Annotated in this window: 20 protein-coding genes; 14 read left to right on the top strand and 6 right to left on the bottom strand. The window is 57.7% G+C overall.

Annotated elements, in window-relative coordinates; all coding sequences use genetic code 11:
- Positions 1–63: 63 nt before the first annotated feature.
- Positions 64–1,193, top strand: a protein-coding gene (locus HTT03_RS09225; RefSeq protein WP_174858008.1) for an IS3 family transposase whose coding sequence is annotated in 2 segments (ribosomal slippage) — positions 64–307 and positions 307–1,193 — 1,131 coding nt in all. Because the reading frame shifts where the segments join, the coding sequence is not laid out codon by codon here.
- A 151-nt stretch (positions 1,194–1,344) separates the two neighbouring features.
- Here the strand turns inward: HTT03_RS09225 and HTT03_RS09220 are convergent.
- Positions 1,345–2,418: a hypothetical protein gene (locus HTT03_RS09220; RefSeq protein WP_174859557.1), complete on the bottom strand. Its 1,074-nt coding sequence runs from the start codon at positions 2,416–2,418 to the stop codon at positions 1,345–1,347.
- Positions 2,419–2,866: 448 nt separating this feature from the next.
- Here HTT03_RS09220 and HTT03_RS09215 point away from each other — a divergent pair, with 448 nt between their 5' ends.
- Together HTT03_RS09215 and HTT03_RS09210 are read left to right on the top strand one after the other, a co-directional pair.
- The gene (locus HTT03_RS09215) at positions 2,867–4,009 is read left to right on the top strand and encodes an AAA family ATPase (RefSeq protein WP_174859556.1); all 1,143 of its coding nucleotides are present in this window, start codon (positions 2,867–2,869) and stop codon (positions 4,007–4,009) included.
- Positions 4,009–4,827 (top strand): DUF3226 domain-containing protein, encoded by an 819-nt coding sequence (locus HTT03_RS09210; RefSeq protein WP_174859555.1) that lies wholly within the window; start codon positions 4,009–4,011, stop codon positions 4,825–4,827. Before HTT03_RS09215 ends, HTT03_RS09210 begins: the two co-directional genes overlap by 1 nt.
- A 232-nt stretch (positions 4,828–5,059) precedes the next feature.
- On the opposite strand, the gene HTT03_RS09205 is transcribed toward HTT03_RS09210, so the two are convergent.
- From HTT03_RS09205 to HTT03_RS09195, 3 genes are all read right to left on the bottom strand, one after another.
- The gene (locus tag HTT03_RS09205; protein WP_174859554.1) at positions 5,060–6,049 is read right to left on the bottom strand and encodes a hypothetical protein; all 990 of its coding nucleotides are present in this window, start codon (positions 6,047–6,049) and stop codon (positions 5,060–5,062) included.
- Positions 6,050–7,048: 999 nt separating this feature from the next.
- Positions 7,049–8,161: a 3-dehydroquinate synthase gene (aroB, locus tag HTT03_RS09200; RefSeq protein ID WP_174859553.1), complete on the bottom strand. Its 1,113-nt coding sequence runs from the start codon at positions 8,159–8,161 to the stop codon at positions 7,049–7,051.
- On the bottom strand, positions 8,154–8,750 hold the full coding sequence (locus HTT03_RS09195; RefSeq protein ID WP_174859552.1) for a shikimate kinase: 597 nt from the start codon (positions 8,748–8,750) through the stop codon (positions 8,154–8,156). The genes aroB and HTT03_RS09195 overlap by 8 nt, the downstream gene beginning before the upstream one ends.
- Positions 8,751–8,830: 80 nt before the next feature.
- On the opposite strand from HTT03_RS09195, the gene HTT03_RS09190 reads away from it, so the two are divergent.
- From HTT03_RS09190 to HTT03_RS09175, 4 genes are all read left to right on the top strand, one after another.
- Positions 8,831–8,980 carry a hypothetical protein gene (locus tag HTT03_RS09190; RefSeq protein ID WP_174859551.1) on the top strand — a complete coding sequence of 50 codons (150 nt, stop codon included), beginning with the start codon at positions 8,831–8,833 and terminating at the stop codon, positions 8,978–8,980.
- A 5-nt stretch (positions 8,981–8,985) separates the two neighbouring features.
- Positions 8,986–10,683 (top strand): hypothetical protein, encoded by a 1,698-nt coding sequence (locus HTT03_RS09185; protein ID WP_174859550.1) that lies wholly within the window; start codon positions 8,986–8,988, stop codon positions 10,681–10,683.
- On the top strand, positions 10,680–11,651 hold the full coding sequence (locus tag HTT03_RS09180; RefSeq protein ID WP_174859549.1) for a site-specific tyrosine recombinase XerD: 972 nt from the start codon (positions 10,680–10,682) through the stop codon (positions 11,649–11,651). Before HTT03_RS09185 ends, HTT03_RS09180 begins: the two co-directional genes overlap by 4 nt.
- Before the next feature lie 159 nt (positions 11,652–11,810).
- Positions 11,811–13,118 carry an HlyC/CorC family transporter gene (locus HTT03_RS09175; protein ID WP_174859559.1) on the top strand — a complete coding sequence of 436 codons (1,308 nt, stop codon included), beginning with the start codon at positions 11,811–11,813 and terminating at the stop codon, positions 13,116–13,118.
- Positions 13,119–13,411: 293 nt separating this feature from the next.
- Here HTT03_RS09175 and HTT03_RS09170 read toward each other — a convergent pair whose 3' ends face one another.
- Entirely contained in the window at positions 13,412–14,731 is a 1,320-nt protein-coding gene (locus HTT03_RS09170) for a DUF2254 domain-containing protein (RefSeq protein WP_174859548.1), read from the bottom strand.
- A 120-nt stretch (positions 14,732–14,851) separates the two neighbouring features.
- On the opposite strand from HTT03_RS09170, the gene HTT03_RS09165 reads away from it, so the two are divergent.
- On the top strand, positions 14,852–15,457 hold the full coding sequence (locus HTT03_RS09165) for a nucleotidyltransferase family protein (protein ID WP_174859547.1): 606 nt from the start codon (positions 14,852–14,854) through the stop codon (positions 15,455–15,457).
- A 131-nt stretch (positions 15,458–15,588) separates the two neighbouring features.
- On the opposite strand, the gene HTT03_RS09160 is transcribed toward HTT03_RS09165, so the two are convergent.
- Positions 15,589–18,507 carry a Hint domain-containing protein gene (locus HTT03_RS09160; RefSeq protein ID WP_174859546.1) on the bottom strand — a complete coding sequence of 973 codons (2,919 nt, stop codon included), beginning with the start codon at positions 18,505–18,507 and terminating at the stop codon, positions 15,589–15,591.
- An 867-nt stretch (positions 18,508–19,374) separates the two neighbouring features.
- Between HTT03_RS09160 and HTT03_RS09155 the strand changes: the two genes are divergently transcribed.
- The 6 genes from HTT03_RS09155 (at position 19,375) to HTT03_RS09130 (ending at position 24,228) form a co-directional block, all read left to right on the top strand.
- Positions 19,375–19,587 (top strand): hypervirulence associated TUDOR domain-containing protein, encoded by a 213-nt coding sequence (locus tag HTT03_RS09155; RefSeq protein WP_174859545.1) that lies wholly within the window; start codon positions 19,375–19,377, stop codon positions 19,585–19,587.
- A complete protein-coding gene (locus HTT03_RS09150; RefSeq protein ID WP_174859544.1) occupies positions 19,584–20,114 on the top strand; it encodes a DUF488 domain-containing protein in 531 nt (176 codons plus the stop codon). Before HTT03_RS09155 ends, HTT03_RS09150 begins: the two co-directional genes overlap by 4 nt.
- 325 nt (positions 20,115–20,439) lie before the next feature.
- Positions 20,440–20,709 (top strand): DUF1127 domain-containing protein, encoded by a 270-nt coding sequence (locus HTT03_RS09145; RefSeq protein ID WP_174859543.1) that lies wholly within the window; start codon positions 20,440–20,442, stop codon positions 20,707–20,709.
- A 233-nt stretch (positions 20,710–20,942) separates the two neighbouring features.
- Positions 20,943–21,911, top strand: coding sequence for an ABC transporter substrate-binding protein (locus HTT03_RS09140; RefSeq protein WP_174859542.1), 969 nt, complete (start codon positions 20,943–20,945; stop codon positions 21,909–21,911).
- A gap of 239 nt (positions 21,912–22,150) precedes the next feature.
- Positions 22,151–23,176, top strand: coding sequence for an ABC transporter permease (locus tag HTT03_RS09135; protein WP_174859541.1), 1,026 nt, complete (start codon positions 22,151–22,153; stop codon positions 23,174–23,176).
- Between the two features lie 8 nt (positions 23,177–23,184).
- Positions 23,185–24,228, top strand: a complete 1,044-nt coding sequence (locus HTT03_RS09130; protein WP_174859540.1) for a quaternary amine ABC transporter ATP-binding protein — start codon at positions 23,185–23,187, stop codon at positions 24,226–24,228.
- The last annotated feature ends 772 nt before the right edge of the window (positions 24,229–25,000 follow it).

The raw sequence follows: 25,000 nt of genomic DNA, 5'->3' as shown, positions 1-25,000 counted from the left end.
TGGACCTGTCGCAGTTTGATGCCGCTCCTTTGATAGCATTTACTGCAACAAAGGAGATGAACTATGGGACTGAAACGGACGGACGAATTCCGCCAGGATGCGGTGCGTATCGCACTGACGAGTGGGCTGACGCGCAAGCAGGTGGCTGACGATCTGGGTGTTGGCATGTCGACGCTTAACAAATGGATCACCGCGCACCGAGGCACAGACGTGGTGTCGAAAGAGGATTTGAGCCTCGCCCAAGAGAATGAGCGACTTCGGCGCGAGAACCGTCTTCTCAAGGAGGAGAGGGAAATCCTAAAAAAGGCCACCCAGTTCTTTGCGGGCCTAAAGCAATGAGATTTAGGTTTGTCGAGGAACACCGGAGCCACTTCCCCGTGAACCGCTTGTGTCACGTTGTCGGTGTCAGTTCGCGCGGTTTGCGAGCATTCCGAAGCCGTCCTGCCAGCCGCAGACAGCGGTCTGATCTGGTCACCTTGGCGCACATCAAAGAACAATCCCGTCTCAGCCTGGGCAGCTATGGCAGGCCGCGCATGACAGAAGAACTGAAGGAGATCGGCCTGAATATCGGTCACCGCCGTGTGGGTCGTTTGATGCGCCAGAACGGCATATCCGTGGTGCGAACCCGTAAACACAAGGTGACGACAGACAGTGATCACAAGTTCAATATTGCGCCAAACCTGCTGGACCGGGATTTTATGGCTGACCAACCGAACCAGAAATGGGCCGGTGACATCAGCTATGTCTGGACGCGTGAGGGATGGCTGTATTTGGCTGTCATCCTCGACCTGCATTCAAGGCGCGTGATCGGCTGGGCGGTCAGCAACCGTATGAAACGAGACTTGGCAATACGGGCTTTGAAGATGGCAATTGCGTTCAGGGCACCGCCCAAGAGCTGCATCCACCATACGGATCGCGGGTCGCAATATTGTTCGCACGACTACCAGAAACTTCTGCGCCAGCAAGGCTTCAAGGTGTCGATGTCTGGCAAGGGCAATTGTTACGACAATGCTGTCGTCGAGACCTTCTTCAAAACCATCAAAGCTGAACTCATTTGGCGCAGGTCATGGGAAACACGGCGGCAAGCTGAGATGGCGATCTTTGAATACATCAACGGCTTCTACAACCCACGGCGACGCCACTCAGCACTGGGCTGGAAAAGCCCCGTCGCCTTCGAACGGAAAGTGGCTTAAACGAGCACTTGGGGCGGCACGAAAGCGGGACAGGTCCAGAGTGCACATGCCGCAGGCAGGCGACTACGGTCGCTTGCCGGTCAGAAGGCTCGATAAAATCGTGCAGGTTCAGAAATGGCGAGACGCCAAGCTTGGGGAATGAAGGTGGCTACTACGACGCCAATGTTGCCCGATAGCGTTCATGCAGATCCTCTAACCAGACCCCCCAGAGCTCAGATTTTGCTAAGATAAGAAATCTTGCAACTTGTTGGGTATTATAGACCTCGTAAGGCCCCAGACGGGCGGTGTTGCCGGAGAACGCATGTGCGGTCATCCTGTTGCGCAGATACTCACAAAAATTAATAGCATCGTATAGCTTCACACGGCGATCCCGGACCTCCTGACCGTCCGCGTATTCGGTCGGCTCATCTAGCATTTCATAGATCTCGACTTCAGTTTTGTCGCCCCGGGCAACCCAATCTACCGTCCTATCGGGATCAATACCTGCACGATCCAGTCGCTCTCTTAAAGGCTCCAACACCTCCGGGTTCCAGATGAAATCATTTTTGCTGAGGGAGCGGGGCTTGTTAGTATGTGCTCCTATAGCAAAGCCGAGTTCTTCTATCGCCGAGTAGGCTAGGTTTATCGCAATGGATGTCCCGACATGGGACTGGAAATCATTGGTGTGCTTCTCGAAGATGCGTCCATTGCGGGGATGCATAGATCCCGGAGTAACGCTCTCAGTTTGGTAACTCTGTGCAAGCTTGTGTATCGCATAGATGAGCTTCCTATCTGGCCAAGCCCTAACTGCTACCGCGACTGCAACAGGCATGGTTTCCCTGTGAATGAACCGTTGAAAGTAACCGTTTGTTCGAAACACGTACTGAAAAACTTCCCGGCGTTTGATGCCATCGTCAGAAAGTGGAAAGGCACAAGATGGAGGGCTCTGCTCGGGGGGGAAGCCTTCAACAATCAGGTTTGCTGCCCAAATAAGCTGGCTGATATTGTCAGCCTCCTCCTCTTCGCAGTCTAAAACAAGTAATCGTCCATATTGCTGCCCTCCGACAATTTCGATGTCTTCCAGGGCACTTGCTTGCGCGAGTTGAGAGCGGGTGTTTTCAGTAAACCGATATCTGGTCGACGGGTCCTCAATGTCGCGACTGCGCCAACCAGCCTCGGCACACATCTTATGGATTAGCTCGATCTCATTGGGTCTAAATACGAGGAAGCTACAGAATTCAGGCATCAGACCTCTTTGGTGTGGTTCAGCTATCGATCAGCTTAGCTCTCTGACTATCAAACTCATCTTGGGAGAGTGCGCCAAGCTCTTTGAGTTTGTAAAACTCAGCGAGCTGGTCGCCAACAGACTTGTCTTGGAGAGGGGTCGCTAGCACAGGCGCCTCCTGCTTTCTCTCCTCACCCCTGCGGATAGCGGCCTCATGGCAGCTGGCATGGCGCCAGCCTACGAAATAGGATCATTCTACGACAGGTCAGCCATCGGGAGGCAACCAGCATCTTGAACTGCGGCGCAGCCGTCACGGATGGATAGAATTTCGTGGGAGCAAGACAGTCAATCCTTCCAATACCAATTATCTAGCTGGCCTATCTAGATTTACAACGCTAGCGTGCCAAACAGAAGCTACATGATTGCGCCTGATACGCGAGTAGCGAGCTGGGGATAAGGTGAGAGTAGCGTGCTTCAGAGGTTCGAGATAGAATCCTTCAGAAAGCTGGAATCAGTTTCTCTAGAAGAGTTGGCGGAGTTCAATCTAATCGTTGGAAGGAATAACTCCGGTAAGACAAGTATTCTGGAGGCAGTGGCTGTCGGGCTCGCGATGGGGGAGGCTCGAGAGATCTTATCCGTCGCAAGAAAAAGAGATAGCAGGTCGAATGTTGTGCTTGCTGGCCCAAGTTACTTGTCGGATATTGTCTCTTGGATGTTCCCAGCTCCCAGTACTAGCTTCTGGGATGTGAATTTTGATGGAAGTATCAAGCTTAAATATACGGCCGATGACTGCGAGCTTAAAGTAGAGATGTCATGTAGGCGTGCCTTCTTCGACCCCAGCGAAGAGCCCCGCTCTAGATTAGATTCAGCGAATAAGTTCGAACCGCTGCGCGGCATCGAAGTTGCGACCGTTGTCCAAGAGAGGACGCCATCATCCGTAGATTTCCTCGAAATAGCGAATATGGAGTTTTCTCTCGGCGCCAGAAGCGTCGATCGCGAAAGCATCACTACAAGGCATCAAATCAAGCAAAGAATTCCTTTTGAGTATATCAGCCCATACAGTCACAGAAACTCGAATAGCAGCGAGAGCTTTGTCCGGCGTCTTCAAGATGAGAACGAGAAACATGAAATAGTGGAATTATTGCGCGGCATCGACGAGGATATTGTTGACTTTTTTTATGAACCATTCCTCGGAAATCATCGCAGCAGAGGGGGGCGGGCTGTTATTAAGACTCGTGCAGGCAAATACATCCCTTTAAGTGTACTCGGGGATGGTGTCCGAAGAGTTTTTGAGCTCGGAGCCGCTCTGCATTATTCTAGAAATGGAGTCCTCTTAGTAGACGAAATAGAGGCAGGCTTCCACGTTGGGATGCTGGGAGACGTTTACCGATGGCTTACAAGCAAAGCCAGTCAAAACGATGTCCAGATTATTGCATCTTCCCATAGCTTAGAGGCAATACAGGCTATGGTCGAAGCGGCCGCAATCTCATCGAAAAGTGAAACTTTAAGAGGATTTAGCATCGGCCTCGACAGGAAGTTTGGCAAGGTTCGCCACTATTTCGGAAAGGAACTCTACTCACTGATCTCCGACAACGGATTGGACATCAGATAATGCCATATAGCGTTATTTTCACCGAAGGTGCTTCCGACTCAGCGCTACTGACCGGCGCTTTTACACGTATTGGATTCTCATCCTGTAGAAAGCTTTCGGAAATACCAGAGAGCATTGTCGCTCACTTCCCAAAAGCATTCCCCGCGTCTGGAGACCTTCTAAACAGGGTTAACAGTTATCCCGAAGTGCTCGTTAACGAAGATCACTACGTTGCAATCATCAATACCGGGGGCCTGTCGAAACTAGGCGCCGCCCTCAAGAAGTCCGTCCTTCTTATCAAAGAGGAGCTCCCTGCAAGGGCTATCGTATTTGTTGACGCAGATGATGAGGCAGAGTTGCAGCGCTTCCAGACTGTTTCCGAAACGGTTAGTGAACACTTTATCGAGTTTGCAAACTCAAGGCTAGGAGTGGAGGGTATTAATGCACCTGAAACTATTGGAGAGATAAAGAGCGGGGTTGTTGATACCGGAGTGTACATTTGGCCGGGCGCGGGTCTGGCCGGGACACTAGAACGGGTCTTGCTAGATGGCGTTCGTGTTGAATTCCCAGATGTCTTCGAATTACTTGATCCAGTTCCGGAGGAAGTGCTTCGCCGCTATACTCCGGATCATGAAATTTGCCGGATCCTGAGTAGTGGATTTAATACCGACAAGGCAAAAGCAACAATGATGGGTGGGGCAATAAGTCCAGGTGCAAATTTTAATGTCTATATTTCTAAAGAAAGTCGTAGACTAGATAGGTTCTTCTCCGCCCCAGCCTTGGCACGTCTCCTTGAATTCCTAGAGAGGGCGTTTACTTCGGAGCAGGCAAACGTCTGAAACTTAGCCTCAATTGCTGTCTCGACGAATAGACCTGAGACATGACAGGCTTCTGCATTTCATCGTACTGAGTGATCTGCTTCGACCAGCAGCTTCCTGCACATTGCTGCTTCTTATTGAGGGCGCAATGAAAGTTTGACTTGTGACGAACGGCTCTGAAGCGGTACAGACGAAGCGAGAATTCGTTAGGTCTGACTGAATTCTTCTTCGGTTTATAGTAGTCAGAGGAGAGTCATCTGACGTTGTCTTTACGAGCGAGGTATTCTTCAATCTTAACCTCCTCCAACCGTGCTCCAAGAAGATACCAGCTTACATGTCCACTCTTTCTGCTTGCCCATTTTTGAAACACTGCGACCGTATCGCTCGTAAACGTTACACCTGCCGAAAGAAACGGAATATAACTGAGCGGCTTTAGAACCCAAGTAAATGCTTCGAATCCCCGATCAAACCTATCAAATATTCGTTGTTTTTGGCGCGCCTCGCGCATCGCGGCTATAAGATCATTCTCCGAGCTCTCAAACGAGCTATTTGACAAAATTTTCATAACTTCCGCCGAGTAAATCCGCACGACTGGATCCTGCCGCACGGTTTCTAACTGCTTGAGATCTGTTGCCGTGAAGTTGGTAATAACTCCCAAAGCATTGGCATCATTCATCCGAGTTTCGGTTAGATCGGGAATGTCGAAGGGCGTTGGTACATTGTTCTTTGAAACGAATTCACTCACTTCTTGGATTACAGCAATTTCGTCGTCCATTAGAACTAATATCGCATCCGTCTCACTCGAAACTCTAATCTGCTGAAGCAGTCTTTCAATGTACATACAAGCTGATGCATTTTTTAGCTCCCTTACGGATGTATTCGCATCTTTTCTGTTGGCACTGGAGGTATCGACTTTCGAGATTTTTCGGTAAACGCTGCGGGAAAACGCCGAATTGACAATAAGAAATTCCGCGAGAATTCTTGGCTCTGATTGAGTAACATCTTCGGCGGGTTTAATGAATGAAAATGCGGGTTCTGAAGGAAACCCCCAATCGACCATTGGAACTCGCACTGACTCAGAAATTGTCAAAAACGTATCGCACCGGGATTTGACAAGCGGGTCAACATCTCGGTTCAGTGAAATGTAGTAAGGGTGGTCTGTATTGTTTCTGGATGGGTCGCGATCAGCATCAATCTTTCGGACCATAGCATTTTCCAATAGCCCAGCCAGTACGATCGTCATTTCGAGCAGCATCCTTTGGATCGAAAGCAAAAGCCAAGGCTGTTGGAAACGCCCCTAGGCCGGAAATAGTTTTCTAACAACGTAAGTCACTAACATCATCAAAACTCGAATAGAAGCCAACACCTGCTTCCCGAGCTTGAAGTAAGCTTATCACGCACACAGTGAACGACGGTTTTCTGTCCTCCGGCCGATTATGTTACGCTTGCGGCGAACGACCTCTTCCTGCCCATTGTGGCAGCACATGACTCTAAGCCCACCAGCTTGCACGGTTACGGGCATGTTCGAAGACCTGGCCCTCAGAACGCCCTTTGAGCAGGCGAAACATGCGAAAAGTTGACTTGCAGACCTAACCAAAAAAACGACGAGGGGTTACCTCGCCGTTTTCAACGTTCACGGCCATCGGGATCCCTCCCTGTTCCGCAAGAAATAGGTATCGCAATCAGTCCAGTTGATCAAATAAAAAAGCGCGAATATTCAGCGTTTTCAATGTTCTCTAAATATCCTGGGGGAGGTGCCGAAGGCGCCGGGGGCAAAGCCCCGCCCCCCCCCCTGGATTTGAAGAGAGCCTTGGATAAAGTATACAAATTTTTCTAATTAGTTGATTTTAGTACTGCGGTTGTTGGTAAAAGTCGTTTAGTCGCGGGGCGTTGGTGGGCTTTGTCAAACAGAGGTGTTCATGTTTGTGCCCATAACCATTCTAAGCCGGAACCCCCTTAAATATCTGGCAAGGCGCCGTTGCGCCCTGCCCACCCCCAGCGGCCGCTGGCGTGACGCGCTCTTAACCTGACCGCTTTAGACCCCTCCCCATCGCGATACCCGCCGGACGACGTTGTTCGGCACCCCGAATCAGAGGCCCGCTTCGGGTCACGTTAAGAATTCAAGACGTGCAGGGTGACGCCTGCCTCGCATATCCATTTGGCGGCGCCGCCCTTTTTAACGGCTGCTACACCATAGAATGACAGGATGAACTGACCGCCGGGCCATATGCGCAGCGGCCTATTACCGTGTGCGCAACGCATCGCGCAGCAGGGTCAGCACGTCGGCATTATCAACCTCGGCCCCCGCAAAAGCCTGCCCGATCCCCCGCGCCAGAACAAAGCGCAGACGGCCATCGACGACCTTTTTGTCCTGCCCCATCAGCGCCAAGAGCGCTTCGGCCTCCGGTAAATCGCCCGGAATGTCTTTCAGATCGGTCTTCATCCCCATTTCTGCCAAATGCGCGCGCAAACGGCTTGGGTCTTCTTGCGGGCATAGCCCCAGACGCGCGGAAAGCTCAAACGCCAGCGCACAGCCAATCGCCACGCCTTCGCCGTGCAATAGCCGGTCGGAATAGCCCGTCGCCGCCTCCAGCGCATGGCCGAAGGTATGGCCAAGGTTCAGCAAAGCCCGGTCGCCCTGCTCGGTCTCATCGCGCTCGACGATATCAGCTTTCATCTGCACCGATCGGCGCACCGCTTCGACCCGTGCGGCCATATCATCCGCGGCCAGCGCCGGGCCTTGCGCCTCCAGCCAGTCAAAGAAGGCCGCGTCGCCCAAGAGCCCGTATTTCACCACCTCGCCATAGCCCGCCAGAAAATCGCGGGCGGGCATGGTGCTGAGAACCTCTGTATCGGCCAAAACAAGGCTCGGTTGGTGGAAGGCGCCGATCAGGTTCTTGCCCTGTTTGGCGTTGATCCCGGTTTTGCCGCCGACCGAACTGTCCACCTGTGCCAGCAAAGATGTCGGGATTTGCACAAAGCGCACCCCGCGCCGCAACACAGCGGCAGCAAACCCAACCAGATCGCCGATCACCCCACCGCCAAAGGCGACAACGACATCGCCGCGCTCGATCTGTTCATCCAGCAGCCAGTCAACGCAGCGTTGCAGGTTCGCCCAGTCCTTCGTGCCTTCCCCCGGCTCCAGTTCGAGGGCCGACATTGCAATATCTTCTGCCGCCAGCCCCCTGCGCAGATTTTCCAGATGCAGCGCTGCCACGCGGCTTTCTGTAATCACCGCCACCCGCCTGCGGCGCAGCAAGGGGGCGATCAGCGCCCCCGCCTCGGCCAGCAAGCCCGGTCCGATCACCACGTCATATTCGCGCCCCGGCAGGGCTACGGAAACTGTCTCACGCATCCAATCTCTCCAAAACATCGGGCCGGGTCAGCAGCTTGTCGATCACCCGCTCGGCCATTGCTTCAATCGACAGACGCGCCTCGCAGGTCACGCTCAGATCGGCCAAACGATAAAGCGGCACCCGGTCATGGTAGAGCGCGGCCAATGTGGCCTTGGGATCAGGCGTGCGCAGCAGAGGCCGGGTGTCTTTGTAGCGCACGCGGTTCCACAGCAGGTCCAGATCGGCATCGAGCCAAAGCGCCACACCGTAGGCCGCGATATTGTCGCGGTTCACCTCGGCCAGAAAGGCCCCGCCACCGGTCGACAGAATACAGCGCTCTTCGGCCAGCAGCCGGGCGATGACCTCGGTTTCGCGCCGCCTGAAGAACGGCTCACCATCGCGGGTGAAAATCTCCGGCACGCTGAGATTGGCCGCCGCTTCGATTTCGGCATCGCTGTCGAGAAAGGGCGCGCCAAGCCGCGCGGCGACCGCACGGCCCACCGCTGTCTTGCCCGCGCCCATCATCCCCACCAAAGCCACCGTCTTGTGCAGACGGTAGCGCGGCGGGATTTGCGCGTCTTGTGATGTTGTGTGCTTAATTCCGCTCATTTTTCTTTGAATGACGTGATCTTACCTGAAAGGCCATATATAGTTTGGCAAAACAGCAGAATTCCGGGCAGGCAGTCAACATGGGTAAACTTTTCAAGCTTCTGATTTTCCTTGCGGTTATCGGGTTCATCGGGCTTGTGGGCTATGCCTACGTTGGTCCTTTTTTCGGAGTCGATTTCTCGCCCGAGCAGACTGAGACCCGCCAACCCGTTACCCTGACTGCGGATTGAAACGCATGTCCGTCGCCCTGCCGACCCGCAGCTTTGCCGCTTTGGGAGCGTTGATCTGCGCCCTGAACGGCACGTCTGCCTTTGCCGAATCGGTCGAAGATCGCGGACCAATGCCCCACGCGCAGGCCGCCGCTCGAATCGCCGATGAAAAAGCACGGACGCGAAAGACGCAGGCATCCCGGCCCCGCAAAGCAGCCGCGCCGGACCCGCGCGGCGATCAACCTTTGTCCGTGATCGATTGGCTCGGCCAACAGGCCCCGTCGGACCCTGCCCCGCAACGCCCGCCTAACCCCTCCCGCAGCAGCGAACCGCCTGTGGCCAAGACGGCAGCAGCGCCGCATGTGAGCGTCACGCCTCTGGGCGAAGGCGCCCCGCGCCGCATTGGGCTGGTGCCGAGCAGCGTTACCGGACTGCCCAGCAACATCTGGACTGGCACGGCGGTCAAGGCGCTGACTGCGCGTATCGCGAATCTGCCTGATCTGCACCTGCCCGCCGCGCAGGCATTGCTCTATACGGTGCTGCTTGCCGAAGCCGAAGCGCCGCAGGGCGTGGCGCGTGAAGGGGATGCCTTGGCGCTGGCCCGCGTGCGAAAACTGATGGAGCTTGGCGCCCTTGATCCGGCGCTCTCGTTGATCGAACAGGCCGGGGTTACGACCTCGACCGCGCATTTTGATCTGTGGATGCAACTGTCACTTCTGACTGGAACCGAAGACCGCGCCTGTGCGCGTCTGATGAGGTCCCCACATCTGACGCGCGATTATGGCACAAGGATTTTCTGCAACGCCCGCTCCGGCTATTGGGAGAACGCGGCCCTGACCTTTGGATCGGCGCAGGCGCTTGGATTGCTGGAGCCGATCCAGCTTGATCTGTTCGACCGGTTCCTCAACCCCGACTATTTCGAAGGGTCCGAGCCGCTACGCGCCCCGCGCCAGATGGACCCGATGACCTTCCGCCTGTTTGAAACCATCGGCGAGCCGCTGCCCTCCAACAGCTTGCCGCGGGCCTATGCGGTGGCCGATCTGCGTGATCTGGCAGGCTGGAAATCCCAACTTGAGGCCGCCGAACGGCTGACCCGCGCAGGAGCCCTGCCCGACAATCAGCTGCTGGGCCTTTACACCGAACGCCAGCCTGCTGCCTCGGGCGGCGTCTGGGACCGGGTCGCGGCCTTGCAACGGTTTGAGACCGCGCTGCGCACCGGCAGCGCCGAAGCCGTGGCCAAGACCCTGCCGCCCGCGTGGGAAGCCATGCGCGAAGCCTCTCTCGAAGTGTCCTTTGCCGCGCTCTTTGCCGAGCCGCTCTCGGCCATTCCTTTGGCGGGTCGCGCCGCTGCTTTGGCGCGTGATGTCGCCCTGCTCTCGCCCGGCTATGAGGGCGCGGCGCGCCGTATCATCGGCGATGGTCCCCAAGAGCGGCTTTTGCGGGCCGTGGCGCGGGGCGAGGTGCCGGATGGTCCGGTCCCCGATGCGCATCTGGCCTCCGCTGTGCATGATGCCTTTTCCAACCCGACCCCGCGGACTGACCTGATGGCGCTGGCGCGGGATGAACAACTGGGCATGGCGATCCTACGGCTTTTGTCGATGCTTCATGATGGGGCCAGCGGCGACACCGGTGCGCTGCGTGATGCCCTTGCCACCCTCCGCGCTCTGGGTCTCGAAGACACCGCCCGCCGCGCCGCTTTGCAGATTGTGCTGCTCGAACAATGACCAAAACCCAAACTCCGACCTTTCACTGGATCTCCAGCTTTCTGGAGGCCGCCGCTGCCGAACAGGGTGCGGCCACCAATACGCAACTGGCCTATGGCCGCGACCTTAAGGATTTCGACCTCTATCTAGCACATCAGAAACACGATTTCCTCAGCGCCAGCCGGGATGAGGTTGAGAATTACCTTGTCCATTGCGATGCGCAGGGCTTGGCGAAATCCACCCGCGCGCGGCGGCTTTCAGCGATCAAACAACTTTACCGTTTCGCCTTTGAAGAAGGGCTGCGCGAGGACAACCCGGCCATCCAAATTGCCGGGCCGGGTCAGGACAAACGCCTGCCAAAAATCCTTTCGGTTGAGGAGGTTGACCGCCTGCTCGACGCCGCGCGCAACTCTGGTCGGTCGCTGGCGGATCAGTTGCGCAACACCTGTTTGATGGAACTGCTCTATGCCACCGGGATGCGCGTCAGCGAATTGGTCAGCCTGCCCGTCAGTGCTGCCCGTGGTGATCCGCGCTTGCTGCTGATCTCTGGCAAGGGCGGTAAGGAACGGCTGGTGCCGCTCTCCGAGCCTGCCCGCGATGCGCTCGCCGCTTGGCTGGTGGCGCGGGACAAGGCCGATGCGCTGGCCCAAGCAAAAGGCAAACCGCCTGCCCGCTTCTTGTTCCCCTCCCGCGGGGTGACCGGCTATCTGACGCGGCATCGGTTCTATCTGCTGATCAAGGAATTCGCCGTTGCTGGCGGCGTCGCTCCTGAGAAAGTCACACCCCACACGCTGCGTCACGCCTTTGCAACGCATCTGCTGGCCAATGGGGCTGACCTGCGGGCCATTCAGACCATGTTGGGCCATGCCGATGTGGCCACCACGGAAATCTATACCCATGTGCTCGAAGAGCGCCTGTCCGATCTGGTATTGGAGCGTCATCCGCTGGCCAAGGATGCCCCGCGCAAAGTGCCTGACGCCACCTCCTAGAGCGGGCGATAACCCTCTCGCCCCGCCCGCACGGTAATGCGCGGCGCGGCCCTATTGATTTCACCCAGCCTCGCGCCACCCTGACTTGCTGCGACCCTTGAATGACGCGGCCCCGGCGCTCATAACATCTGCAAGACATAATGGATGGATTCAGACCTCATGGAAACGGCCCCCGCCCTTTTTGACGCCGCTTTCTGGCTTAGCTCCGGAATCATTTTGTTTCTGTTGGTGCTGTCGGGCTTCTTCTCTGGCTCGGAAACCGCGCTGACGGCGGCCTCGCGGGGCAAGCTGCGCGCGCAGGCGGACAAGGGATCTCGCGGGGCGACACGGGCGCTCAAGATCACCGAGGACAACGAGCGGCTGATCGGCTCGGTCCTGTTGGGCAACAACCTCGTTAACATCCTCGCGGCCTCGATGGCGACAGCCATGTTCACCCGGCTCTTTGGCGAAAGCGGTGTGGCGCTGGCGACGCTGGTGATGACCCTGCTGGTGCTGGTCTTTGCCGAAGTGCTGCCCAAGACCTATGCCATTACCAATTCCGAACGCGCCGCCGCGCTGGTTTCGCGCCCCATCGCGCTGGTGGTGCTGCTCTTTGCCCCGGTCGTCAGCGCGGTGCGCATCTTTGTGCGCGGGGTGCTGCGGCTCTTTGGCGTGCAGATTGACCCGGACAGCAACATCCTCGCCGTGCGCGAAGAGATCGCCGGGGCGTTGCAACTGGGCCATTCCGAAGGGGTGGTCGAAAAGGAAGACCGCGACCGTATCCTCGGCGCGCTCGACCTGCGCGAACGCACGGTTGAAGAGATCATGTTGCACCGTTCCGGCATTGAGATGGTCGACGCAGAGGCTGATCCTTCGTCCATTCTGGAGCAATGTCTGCAATCCAACCACACCCGCCTGCCGGTGTTTCGCGATGATCCGGAAAACATCATCGGCGTCATCCATGCCAAAGACCTGTTGCGGGCCATGTATAAGCTGATCGGCGGTCCTGACGGGGATGCAGCGGCCTTAAAGCAGTTCAACGTCTCCGAAGTGGTGATGAAACCCTATTTCGTGCCAGAGACCACGACCCTTGACGAACAGATGCGCCAATTCCTGCGCCGCCGCACGCATTTCGCGCTGGTGGTGGATGAATATGGTTCGTTGCAGGGATTGATTACCCTTGAGGACATTCTGGAAGAGATCGTGGGCGAGATCACCGATGAGTTCGACCCCGATGGGGACTACCCGCTGAAACAGGCCGAAGACGGGCATCTGATGGTCGAAGGCGCGATGACGATCCGTGACCTTAACCGCGCCACTGACTGGTCTTTGCCAGACGAAGAAGCCAATACCATCGCCGGTCTGGTGATCCACGAAGCGCAAATGATCCCCACCGTGGGACAGGTGTTTTCCTTCCATGGCTTCCGTTTTGAGGTCATGGCCCGCGAGGGCAACCGCATCACGCAGCTGAAAATTCGCCCACTTTAATCGGGTGTCGCAATAGCGCTGCGCATCCTCTCGCGCCGCTTGCCAGATCATCGCACGATCAGGGCCAAATGGCACCGCCTCAACGGCGCGGCTCAGGTGGTTCTCTGCCGCGTCGTGTACCACGCTGACAAGGCCGGGATCGGGGTGGGTCATCAGGCCGTTGAGCACATTCTGCAAGGTGACCTGCACCTCCACCACATCCGCCCCATCACGCGCGGGCGCACCAAAGCTGGCATCGATCAGCCCTTCGGCATCGATCGGAGCGATATGACGTAGCTGAAAATTCGCCCACTTTAATCCGGTGTCGCGACAGCGCTGCGCACATCTTCTCGCGCCGCATGCCAGATCATCGCACGATCAGGGCCAAATGGCACCGCCTCAAAGGCGCGGCGTAGGTGGTTCTCTGCCGCGTCGCGCACCACGCTGACAAGACCGGGATCAGGGTGGGTCATCAGGCCGTTGAGCACATTCTGCAAGGTGACCTGCACCTCCACCACATCCGCCCCATCACGTGCGGGCGCGCCGAAACTGTCTTCGATCAGCCCTTCGGCATCGATCGGAGCGATATGCAGATTGGGCAGCGCGACTTCGCCGTTGGGCTTTGTCTCATCGCGGTAGTAGGACAAGATCCGCCCGATCCGCGTGATCACATCAATCGCCGTGCCGGCGTCGTTCACCCCCGGCGACAGCGCTTTTGACGCGACCTCGCCCAAGACGCGCAGGCCGAACCTTGGGTCTTGGTCAAAGGTGCGCAGATCGCCCAAAGTGATCGCGCTACACACCGCTTCATCAACGGTGAGTTCCTCGCCCTTATCAGACTCTCGCGCCTTGGGCGTGCCCCGCTGCGCCAGATAGAACAAAGGCTCCCCGGCAAAGACGAAATCCCCGATCCGGCGGGTCAGATAGACGTGCACCCCGTGGTTGTCCGCATGTTCTTGTAGCGCTTCGGGATAGATATGTTGCAGATAGGCGCTCTTTTTCGCATGGACCGGCCATGCGTCCTTGGGCGGTTCGCTGGTCAAGGGATGCCCGCCCATGCAGGGCGTGTCGAGCCGCTCTTTGAACAGCGCTGTTGTGACCCGTTCGATCTGGCGGGTAGTATCGATCAGACTGCCGAAGCTTTGCAAATGCAACACCCAGCGGATCAGATAGATCACGATGATACTGAGCACCAACACCGTCATAAGGAACAGCACAAAGGCCCGTTCATCGACATAGATGCCGAGCTCGCGCATGATAATTGCCACCAGCGCATAGACATAGGCACCGATAAAGACGGCCAAGGTGTTTTGGGTGGTTGAATCTTGTATAATCAGCCGATGCACGCGCGGTGTGAACTGCGAAGAAGACGCCCGATAGACCGACACCATGACCGTGATGGAAAAGATCGTCACGGCCAGCATCGCATCCGCGATGATCTGCAACAAACGGTCTGCGGCCGCCCCCGTCAAACGGGTAGCGATTTTCTTTGGCACCAAAGGCTCGAACAATTGTGTCAGGCCGAGGGCCACAAAAGCCAAAAGCCCCATGAAGACCACCCGCACCCAGAGTTTGCGGGAATATTCGCGGGCTTTGCGCAGCAGCGTATGGGGGATCAGATCTTTGTGCTTCATTTTCCGATGGTAGCACGAAAAAGCGCCCTGCCAACGGTGGTTTAGCGGATTTTAGCGGGCAGAGCCGGATGCTCGCATGAGGGGCTTAACCTTGCCCGCTGTCCCGGCTAGGCTTTGGGCATGACCCGCACTCCGCTTCCCGTGATCTTGCTTGCCGCCGGTGCATCGGCCCGGATGCGCGGGCAAGATAAATTGCTCGAAGACGTGGACGGCCAGCCCTTGCTGCGCAGGCAGGCGCGGCTGGCGCGGGGCGTCGGCCCTGTGCTCGTCGCCCTGCCCCCCGCACCGCATCCGCGCTACACCGCGCTGTCTGGGCTCGACATCACCGCCCTGCCGGTGCCTGACGCGGCGGAGGGAATGGGCGCCAGCCTGCGCACCGCCTTTGCCGCCCTGCCGCCCCGGACCCCCGCCGCAATGGTGATGCTGGCGGATATGCCTGATGTGCAGGCCGAAGACCTCATCTGGCTTGCCGAGGCCGTGGATGTGCAGAGTGACAAACTGATCTGGCGTGCGGCGACAGATCAGGGTGCGCCGGGGCACCCGATCATCTTTGCCGCACCGCTTTTCGCGCAGATGAGAGCGCTGCGTGGCGACGATGGTGGCCGTTCGGTGGTACACTCCGTCGCGGATCGGGTGCAACTGGTCCCCCTGCCCGGCAACCGTGCACGGCAGGATCTTGATACGCCAGAAGATTGGTCGGCTTGGCGTTGCCGGATGCGGGATTGAGCGCGACGGGATAGCCTCCACCGTCCAGTGGCAAGGCAATCCGGCGAAGCGCAGCCGCTCCAAAAGAAAACGGGGCGGTCGCCCGCCCCGTCTCATCGCTGCATATGTCGGTTCCCGCGCCCCCGCGGGAATTACTTCACCAGCAGGCTGGCTTCGTGTTTCTTGAGCGAGCGGCGCGCGGCGGTGTAGCCGTTGATGCCGTCCTGCGTGGCAAGCTCTGGGAAAAGTTCCAGAATCTCGTTGCGCTGCTCTTCACCGATACCGGCCAGCGACATATCACCGGGCTGGAAGCTTTCGGTCCATGTGCCGTCCGACAGGATCACCTCGTGACGGTCAAACATCACGTGGATGTAGGTGGTGTTCGACACGTCAACCACGTCGATCCCGTCCATCCCGGTGAGATGTTTCGCCGCGACCAACACTTCACGCTCTTCAAAATAGAGCGCGGTCTTGTCGTTGGCGACCAGCACACGGTGGTTGGGGCTGACCATCATGTCGCGCTCAGGCAGATCGTTGCCAAGCGCGCCTTTGCGGATCAGCACCGGCTTGAGATGCGCGGCCATTTCGAACTCGGCCCCTGTCATCTCACGTGCGCCGGCCCAGCGGATCGTCTGGATGCCATTGTCACGGGTGATGACCCGGTCTCCGACCTGAAGATCCTCGACACGAACCTCACCCTTGGGCGTGGCGATCTTGGTGCCGGGGGTGAAACAGGGGATGACGTTCTCGATCTCGACAAAGTTCAGACGCCCTGCTGCATTGCCGTCTGCGTCAAAGTATTCGACATAGCCGTCTTCGCGGTCATCCGAGGTATAGGTGATGTTCAGTCCACCCCCCTCTGGCGCGGAGTCCCGCAGGTCGAGCGTGTCAAAATCCACGCCCGCGCTGCCGCCGTCGACATCGTCGCCCGCGTTTACATTGACGAAGATATCCTGATCGGCGCCGCCAATCAGCACGTCAACACCCGCGCCGCCGTCGAGCAGGTCGTCGCCCTGACCGCCTTGCAGCGTATCATCGCCCTCGCCGCCCATCAGCGTGTCATTCTCACCGCCGCCGTCGAGCAGATCGTTGCCCGCGCCGCCTTCGAGATAGTCGTCGTCCCGGTTGCCGCGCAGCGTGTCGTCGCCGGTGCCGCCATAGAGCATGTCATTGCCCTGACCGCCGGAGATGCTGTCGTCGCCCTGCCCACCGAGCAGCGTGTCGTTGCCGGTGTTGCCTTCGATGATATCATCGTCGATCTGGCCGTCGATGTAATCATCGCCCGACCCGCCACGCAGCAGGTCCGCGTCATCGGCGCCGTAGATCACATCGTCGCCCGCGCCACCGTCGACCGTGTCCATGCCGTTGTTTGGAACGCGGTCCGGGGTGAAGGGGTTGGCGGGGTCCACCTCGTCAGGGATGTCCAACACATCGAGACCCAGATCGGGGTCATTGCCCGCATAGATCGTGTCATTGCCACGACCGCCAAGGATGCTGTCATTGCCCTCACCGCCGACAATCCGGTCATCGCCGTCACCGCCGTCGATGTAGTCGTCGTCGATCCCGCCGTCGATCACGTCATTGCCGGTGCCGCCATAGATGGTATCGCGGTCGTCGCCGGTGCGGATGGTGTCATTGCCTGCGCCACCTTCGACATAGTCGCGGTCGTTCTCAGGGTCGACATCGGGGTCAAAGCCCAAGGAGTCTCTGTCGCTTTCGGGATAGCCCAGATCGGGGGCCAGATCGCCGTTGCCGGTGTCAATCAGATCATCACCCTCACCGCCGTAAACAACGTCAGAGCCCGCGCCGCCTTCGACGATATCATCGCCCAGACCGGCCATTACGGTATCATCCCCGTCGCCTGCGCGGACGTAGTCGTCATTACCTTCAGCACCGGGCAAGATCGCGTCGTCATTATCGATCATATCGCCATCAGGGTCGCCGGTGTAGTTCTCGTCGATCAGATCAGCGCCCGGTGTGCCGTCGACATAGCCGTCACGGGTGGGATCGCCCTCACCGACCGTGACAGTGACAACGGCCTCGTCCGTCGCCCCATCAGGGTCAGACACGGTATAGGTAATGGTCGCATCGCCGGTGAAATCGTCATTGGCTACGAAGGTAATGGAGCCATCGCCGTTAATGGTGACGGTGCCATCTTCGCTTGAGGCATCGGCCACGCTCAACGTGTCGCCATCCACATCGGTGTCATTGGCCAGCACATCGATCACGACCGGATCGGTGCCGGTGGTGCTGGCGCTGTCGTCATTGGCAACCGGCGCGTCGTTCACTGGGTTCACGGTGACGTTGACGGTGCCTTCGGTGGTGTTGCCGTTGCCGTCATCGACCGTATAGGTGATCGTGGTCTCGCCGTTGAAGTCCTCATCCGGTGTGAAGGTCAACACACCGTCCGCGCCGATTTCAACTGTGCCGACGGGGCAGCTCGCCATCGTGACGGTCAGCGTGTCACCATCGGGGTCACTGTCATTGGCCAAAACGTCGACCGTGCCAACAGTATCTTCGTCAAGGATCAGCACGTCGTCTTCGGTCACCGGCGCTTCGTTATCGCCGCCGCCGGTGTCGGGCTTGCAGTCGTCAAAGACCAGATTGTCGATCGCGCCGGAGCCTTCGAGGCGCACTTCAAAACGCGACACTCCGTCGACGTTGAACTGCACGAAACGCTCGCCCCCATCGCCGGTTGGCTGAACATAGTGGTTCTGGATCACTTCGCCATGCTCATCATAAAAGATCACCCGCGTGCCGTCGCCGCTGGTCTCTTCAATGTCTTTGAAGGTGATACCCTTCATGCGCACCGCGTCGTCGAAATCAAAGTAAAGGCTGCCACCGCAGGCATTGTCATCCGGATCGCTGCTGTCACCATCCTCAGAGACGATAAGCACCCCCCCAAGCGTGTCGGACGCCAGATCATGGTCGCCGCCCGTTGGGTTGGCGGTGTCAAAAATCATCGCATCGCCGGACCCGCCGCTGGCAGAGACCGTCACACCCAGATCGGCATATTCGTCGTCAATCACAGTACCGGCAGCGAAGGCGTTGAAATCAAGTGTTCTGATCATTGAATAATCTCCTGAGCGTTGTTGCACGCGGCGCGCAACGCGGCCGATTTGGATATTGATGCGGGTTTGAGTAGAATGGAGCGCGGAACGCCGAAGGAAATAGTCTGGACAGCAGAAAAGTGCGTTTGAAACGCTTTCCGGCTTTGTCGCAGTTTAATCATCGTTTCTCTCCCTTCGTTCACATGCGCCCCGCTGGCAATTGATCCAGGTCGGACGACACGCATCGGCGCGACACCAAGAGGGAGAAGCCGCAGACGGCTCGGGCCGAGGGAAGCAGTTCCCCAACAGCTATGTGAATACGGTCGCAAAATTTGCAGCGTACACACATCTCCCGCATCAATGATGCGCTTAATGCAGCCGCCCCCGTGACCTACAGACTTTCTTTGCCCCCCAGTGGGCATCTATAGGCATAGCCAACCATTCCGGTCCAACAAAGCGAAAAATGTTTGAAAATGGGCGGAACAATATGCGATTTGGCCGCAGCAGTTGCCCATTTCTGCCTTATTTGAGGGTGATTGTTTCCCTTTACGATCAGTCGGATACGGCGGATAGCCATGAAACACTGACTTTTTTAACGACTTTTCCGCGCAGTGGATGCGCAGCCAACGATCTATTGTTTCGCGCAGCGCAACAGTTGTGACCGAAACAGCGCCCAAATTTTTCGCCTAAGTCTGGCCCAGCTTTCCAAACATGCGTTCTCAAACCGGAACCAATCAGGTCAAATTCGCAAGGACTGGTGATGCTCGACCCAGAGTTTGCCACATTTAGGGCGAATCAAACTCTGCAAGTTTCCCGCCATACGCGCATCTTTGCTGGAACACCGCAGCCCCGGCCCGTGTTTTACCTCGACAAGATTGGAGGACCATCATGGCTAAGTTTGCAAAAGGCGATCACGTAAGCTGGAATTCCGAAGCAGGACGTGTGCAGGGCCACATCACTAAGGTGCATGAGGCGGATTTCGATTATAAGGGGCATAAACGGCGGGCTTCGAAAGACGAGCCCCAATATGAGATCAAAAGCGATAAGACAGACCATATCGCTGCGCATAAAGAGGACGCGCTGACCAAGCTAAAGTCATGAGCGGCGGGTTCTATACCATCGGTCACTCCAACCGCCAGCCCGAGGTGGTGATCGATATGCTGCGCGAGGCGCAGATCGGTTTGCTGATCGATGTGCGCTCTTTTCCCAAATCGCGCAGCAACCCGGATTTTAACGATGACCGCTTCCCCGACCGACTTGCCGAAGTGCAAATCGGTTATCGCCATATGCTCGCGCTGGGCGGTCGGCGCAAAAAGCAGCCGCAGGTGGATGACGCGGTGAATGACTTTTGGCGGGTGCGCAGTTTCCACAACTATGCCGACTATGCGCTTGGGCCGGAGTTTCAGGCCGCCTTTGCGGAGCTGCTGGAACTTGGCAGCAAGCAGCGTGTCGCGATGATGTGTTCCGAGGCCGTTTGGTGGCGCTGTCATCGCCGTATTATCACCGATTATTTGCTGCTCAACGGCCATGAGGTGCAGCATCTGATGGCCCCCGGTCGGATCGACCCTGCCAAACCGAGTGAGGGGGCCGAACGCCAGCCCGATGGGCGCATCACCTACCCCGCTTAACGGCCTGCTATGGTGGCTGAGGCTCTTGTCATTGCGACAGGACGTCGCACCCGCATTTGGCCTCTTGCAAAGGTCACGCCGGGAGGCCAAATGCGGCACATGATCAATGCAGTTCACAAGAGGCGCCTGTACCATGCAGGCAGACTACTGAACCGCCGGTAACCCCGGGCGGGACAGGCCGATCCGCCTGCTCGACCCTTGGGGGCTCCACCGACTTTTGGATCTTACCCGGGATGAAACCCACCGCTTTCGCGAACCGGCGTATCGGCGCCTGTTTGGGATGGTTGTGGGCATCTCTATCGCCATCTTTGAATTGGAGCATGCCATGCATTTCCACCTGCTGAAAGACACCCCTCTCGTCCCCGCCATGCCACGCACAGCGCTTGCTGGCCCGTCGATGCCCCGCCGCACCGCGCCCGGTATCGGTGCGCCCAATCTGCGCCCGCTGCTGACCAAGATCGCCCGCCGCTGGCTGCGGAACCGCACGGCGGCGACGCTCAACACCATGGATGACCGCCTGCTCAGCGACATTGGCCTGCGCCGCGCCGACATCCATTCCTATGTCGCGGAAATCGACGTCAGCGCCACACGCTAAGGGCCGCGCCCTGCCGGAGTGACAAAACCGACAGCCGGTCGCAATAAAGCGACTGGCTATTGGTTGCACTCCTGCGGCGAACCTGTTTTCTATCTCTCAGAATTCCGCTCGCTTTGGCAGCGGGTCGGGCTAACTATGGCCGCGACCGGCTGCATTTTGATGCGAGTGGGTACGAGATCGGCACGTGAACACGGCTGTGTTTGCAGGTCGGCGACATACAGAGGAGATAGATTATGAAACGCTTTTTACTTGGCACGGTTTTCGCCGTAGCGACCCCCATGGCCGCTGCCGCGCAAGACTGCGGTGAAGTCTCGATCGCAGAAATGAACTGGGCGTCGGCTCAGATCGTTACCGCCGTGACCAACTTCCTGCTGACGCAGGGCTATTCCTGTGACGTGACCGTGGTGCCGTCCGACACCACCCCTGCCGTGACATCGCTGGCGGAAAACAATGAGCCGGACATCGTGCCGGAAATGTGGCCCAACTCCGCGGGCGACGCCTACAAGAAGTTGAAAGAGAACGGCAAGATCGTCGAGCTGACCTCTGTGCTTGATCCCGGCGGCGTCGAAGGCTGGTGGATTCCCACCTATCTGGCCGAAGAGCATCCTGAGCTGAAAACCATCGAGGGCATTCTTGAGAACCCCGAACTGGTTGGCGGCATGTTCAACAACTGTCCCGATGGCTGGGGCTGCCGCGTGGTGAGCGACAACCTCGCCCGCGCTTATGACCTTGAAGGCAACGGTATCGAAGTGTTCAACCACGGCTCCGGTGAGACCATGGTGACGTCGATGGCTTCCGCCTATGAAAGCGAAGAGCCATGGTTCGGTTACTACTGGGGGCCGACAACGCCGCTGGGCAAATACGACATGACCAGCGTCGATCTGGGTGAGTATGACGAAGAAGCGCATCTTGCCAACCAGAACGCCGACACCCCGGACCCGAAGCCTTCGGCTTTCCCAACGGCGCCGGTTCTGACCGTGATGACCAAGGATTTCCACGACAACAATCCTGAGATCGCGGAATTCATCGGCAACGTTACTTTCAAGACCGACGAGATGAGCCAACTGCTGGCTTGGCAGGATGAAAACAACGCCTCCAACGAGGAAGCGGCGGTTTACTTCTTGCAAAACAACAAGGACGTCTGGGCCGATTGGCTGAGCGAAGACGCCCGTGGCAACCTGTCCAAGCTGCTTGAGCAGTAAGACAGCGTGACAGATTTGCGGGCGGGGACCTAAGGTTAGGTTCCCGCCCGTTTGTTTCTAAACCCGCGGCAAGACTTACGTCTTTTCATACCCACTGCGTCCGACGTCAGCGGACCGGCAGTCTCTTTGCAAGGACATAAGTGTAGATTTGCCCCCCCTCTTTGGGGCAAGCTGTTCCCTACGACGTTGAACAGCGCTCCCAAGAAACAAACGGTCAGCTAAGGCCGGGAAAGCGACAGATGGCAACTTACGACAATTTCTTTGACACGATCGGCCTGCGCGACTGGTGCGGCGACGACGAAGGCGGTGGGCTGAGTTCCATGGCCGACCTCATGGGGCAAGCTGGTGGCAACACCGACACAACGCTTTGGGACATGCCCTTCCCCTCGCTCGACGCGCTGCACGACAGTTGCGACGCGATCCCGCAGTCGCGCGATCTGACTCAAGGGTTGGAGCAAGGGTTCCTTGCGATCAAAGACAGCCTTAAGGTTGTGGTCGACCCGCTGACCCAGCCCCTAAGCTGGGCATTGGAAAACGCGCTTTGGCTCATGCAGGCCGTGCCATGGTTCATTATGATCCCGCTTCTTATGGTGATCACCTATGCTGTGGGCCGCTCGCTCAAGCTGGTGGGGCTGGTCGCGCTGGTCTTTGGCTTTCTCGCCTTTATCGACTTTTACGAACACACGATGCAGACGCTGGCGATCATCTTTGTCTGTGCCTTTATATGTGTGCTGTTGGGCGTGCCCATCGGTATCGCCATGTCGCGCAGTGACCGGGTGCAACGCACGATGATCCCGGTGCTGGACATGCTGCAAACCCTGCCGCCCTTTGTCTATCTGATCCCGCTGATCTTCCTCTTTTCGGTGACCGAGCCCAAGCTCTATGGCATCGCGATCATCCTTTATGCGATCGTGCCAGTGGTGCGTCTGACCGATCTGGGCATTCGTCTGGTTGATCAAGACGTGATTGAGGCCGCCGACGCCTTTGGCATGACCAACCGTCAAAAGCTCTACAAGGTGCAGATCCCGCTGGCGCTGCCCAACATTATGGCCGGTGTGAACCAGACCATTATGATGAGCCTTGCCATGGTCGTTATCGCCTCGCTCGTTTCGGCCCCCGGTCTGGGTGTGCTGGTGCTGCGCGGTATCCGGAGCCTTGAGTTGGGCGTCGGTCTTCTGTCGGGTCTGGGGATCGTCTTGTTGGCGATCATTCTTGACCGGGTCACCAAAGCCGCGCTTGCGCGGATCAATGCGTCGCAGAAGTGAGGCCAGCCATGACAGATGACATCAGAATCTCCGTCCGCAACCTGTACAAAATCTTTGGCGACGACCCACAGGGCGCGCTGGAGAAAGTGCGCGGTGGCATGAGCAAGACCGAACTTCAGGCCGAAACCGGCCATGTGCTGGGGCTCAATAACATCAACGTCGATATGCCCGCGGGCAAGACCACGGTGATTATGGGGCTTTCAGGCTCGGGCAAATCGACCCTGATCCGGCACCTCAACCGGTTGATCGACCCCACTGCGGGTGAAGTGATTGTGAACGGGGAAAACATCCTCGACTACAACGAGCGCCGCCTGCGCGATCTGCGCAAGCATGACATGTCGATGGTGTTTCAGAAGTTCGCCCTCTTGCCCCATCGCACGGTGCTTGAGAACACTGGCCTGAGTTGGGAGATTGAGGGCAAGAGCCGCAAGAAATACGCAGCCGAGGCCACCAAATGGCTCAACCGCGTGGGTCTTGAGGGTCAAGGCGAGCAGTTCCCCGCTCAGCTTTCGGGCGGGATGCAGCAGCGTGTGGGCATCGCACGGGCGCTGACGTCGAACTCCGACGTCATGCTGATGGACGAGGCTTTCTCGGCGCTTGATCCGTTGATCCGGACCGACATGCAGGATCTGCTGATCGAGTTGCAGGCCGAATTGCACAAGACCGTGATCTTTATCACCCATGACCTCGATGAGGCGCTCAAACTGGCGGACCATCTGGTGATTTTGAAAGACGGGTTTATCGTTCAACAGGGCGAGCCGCAGGATATCCTGCTGAACCCCAATGATCCCTATATCGAGGCCTTTGTCAGCGACATTAACCGCGCGCGGGTATTGCGGGTGCGCTCAGTCATGGAAGTGACGGATGTCCCGCCCACTGATGTTGCGGGCGAGGTGGATTATGACGACACGCTGGAATCGATCATTGCGGTTTCCGAGGGCGACACGACCAACAACTACCGCGTGATGCGCGAAGGTAAGCAGGTTGGCGTGCTGCACATGCGTGATCTGGTGCGGGCGCTGGTGCCACGACATCCCGGCGAAGCGGCGTAAGAGCTACGTTGAGGAAGTAACGAGACGGCGTCATCCCTTGGGCTGGCGCCGTTTTTCGTTGGCCATCAACCGCAAGGGCCGTCGCATGCCCGCAGGTCGGCGAACAAACAGACGTTCTCACCACTTTATCTCTCAACCGTGCTGTGCGTTCGCGAAGGCGCGCCCAGCCTCACCAAATCGCCTATCAGTTGCACCAAAGGTGCGCATATATATCTGCACGCCTTCGGCGTGACGGGCGGGCAGGCAATGGCCCCTCGCCTGTGGCTCGTTCTCGGGCGAGGCGGCGTTCTTTGAAGTCAACCACAAGGGCCATCGCCTGCCCGCGGGTCGGCGAAAGAACAGACGTTCTGACTACTTTATCTCTCAACCATGATGTGCGCTCTCAAAGTCGTACCCAGCCTCACCAAATCGCCTACCCGTCCGTGCGGGCAGGCGATGGCCCGGCGCCTGCGGCTTGATTCCGGGCTGGCGTGGTATTCTTCACCCTCTGCCACTAGGGACGTGTCTGCACGTAGGTCCGCGATCCAGCAGAAGACTATACTACTTTATTGTGCAACCATGGTGCGCGCCCGCCAACCTGCCTCCGACCTTATCAAATCGCCTAACCATTGGACCAAAGGTACACATACATATATCCGCACGCCTTTGATGTGACGGACGGACAATGGCTCGGCGCCTGCGGTTTAAGGCTCACTGACAATCTATGCCGTTTGCACAAGGGTCACCGCCTGCCCGCGGGTCGGCGAACAGGCAGCCGTTCTGACCACTTTAT

It is taken from the genome of Sulfitobacter maritimus (assembly GCF_013346665.1).
Classification (GTDB): domain Bacteria; phylum Pseudomonadota; class Alphaproteobacteria; order Rhodobacterales; family Rhodobacteraceae; genus Sulfitobacter; species Sulfitobacter maritimus.
Note: the sequence above shows the minus strand (reverse complement) of the source record. Positions and strands in the feature narration are given on the sequence as shown.

Bases quoted from the DNA above. Each gene is read 5' to 3' on its own strand.
- HTT03_RS09210 (WP_174859555.1), top strand. From the start codon at position 4,009: ATGCCATATAGCGTTATTTTCACCGAAGGTGCTTCCGACTCAGCGCTA.
- HTT03_RS09160 (WP_174859546.1), bottom strand. From the start codon at position 18,507: ATGATCAGAACACTTGATTTCAACGCCTTCGCTGCCGGTACTGTGATT.
- HTT03_RS09205 (WP_174859554.1), bottom strand. From the start codon at position 6,049: ATGACGATCGTACTGGCTGGGCTATTGGAAAATGCTATGGTCCGAAAG.
- HTT03_RS09190 (WP_174859551.1), top strand. From the start codon at position 8,831: ATGGGTAAACTTTTCAAGCTTCTGATTTTCCTTGCGGTTATCGGGTTC.
- HTT03_RS09135 (WP_174859541.1), top strand. From the start codon at position 22,151: ATGGCAACTTACGACAATTTCTTTGACACGATCGGCCTGCGCGACTGG.
- HTT03_RS09185 (WP_174859550.1), top strand. From the start codon at position 8,986: ATGTCCGTCGCCCTGCCGACCCGCAGCTTTGCCGCTTTGGGAGCGTTG.
- HTT03_RS09155 (WP_174859545.1), top strand. From the start codon at position 19,375: ATGGCTAAGTTTGCAAAAGGCGATCACGTAAGCTGGAATTCCGAAGCA.
- HTT03_RS09140 (WP_174859542.1), top strand. From the start codon at position 20,943: ATGAAACGCTTTTTACTTGGCACGGTTTTCGCCGTAGCGACCCCCATG.
- HTT03_RS09220 (WP_174859557.1), bottom strand. From the start codon at position 2,418: ATGCCTGAATTCTGTAGCTTCCTCGTATTTAGACCCAATGAGATCGAG.
- HTT03_RS09150 (WP_174859544.1), top strand. From the start codon at position 19,584: ATGAGCGGCGGGTTCTATACCATCGGTCACTCCAACCGCCAGCCCGAG.
- HTT03_RS09165 (WP_174859547.1), top strand. From the start codon at position 14,852: ATGACCCGCACTCCGCTTCCCGTGATCTTGCTTGCCGCCGGTGCATCG.
- HTT03_RS09170 (WP_174859548.1), bottom strand. From the start codon at position 14,731: ATGAAGCACAAAGATCTGATCCCCCATACGCTGCTGCGCAAAGCCCGC.
- HTT03_RS09180 (WP_174859549.1), top strand. From the start codon at position 10,680: ATGACCAAAACCCAAACTCCGACCTTTCACTGGATCTCCAGCTTTCTG.
- HTT03_RS09145 (WP_174859543.1), top strand. From the start codon at position 20,440: ATGCATTTCCACCTGCTGAAAGACACCCCTCTCGTCCCCGCCATGCCA.
- HTT03_RS09175 (WP_174859559.1), top strand. From the start codon at position 11,811: ATGGAAACGGCCCCCGCCCTTTTTGACGCCGCTTTCTGGCTTAGCTCC.
- aroB (WP_174859553.1), bottom strand. From the start codon at position 8,161: ATGCGTGAGACAGTTTCCGTAGCCCTGCCGGGGCGCGAATATGACGTG.
- HTT03_RS09195 (WP_174859552.1), bottom strand. From the start codon at position 8,750: ATGAGCGGAATTAAGCACACAACATCACAAGACGCGCAAATCCCGCCG.
- HTT03_RS09130 (WP_174859540.1), top strand. From the start codon at position 23,185: ATGACAGATGACATCAGAATCTCCGTCCGCAACCTGTACAAAATCTTT.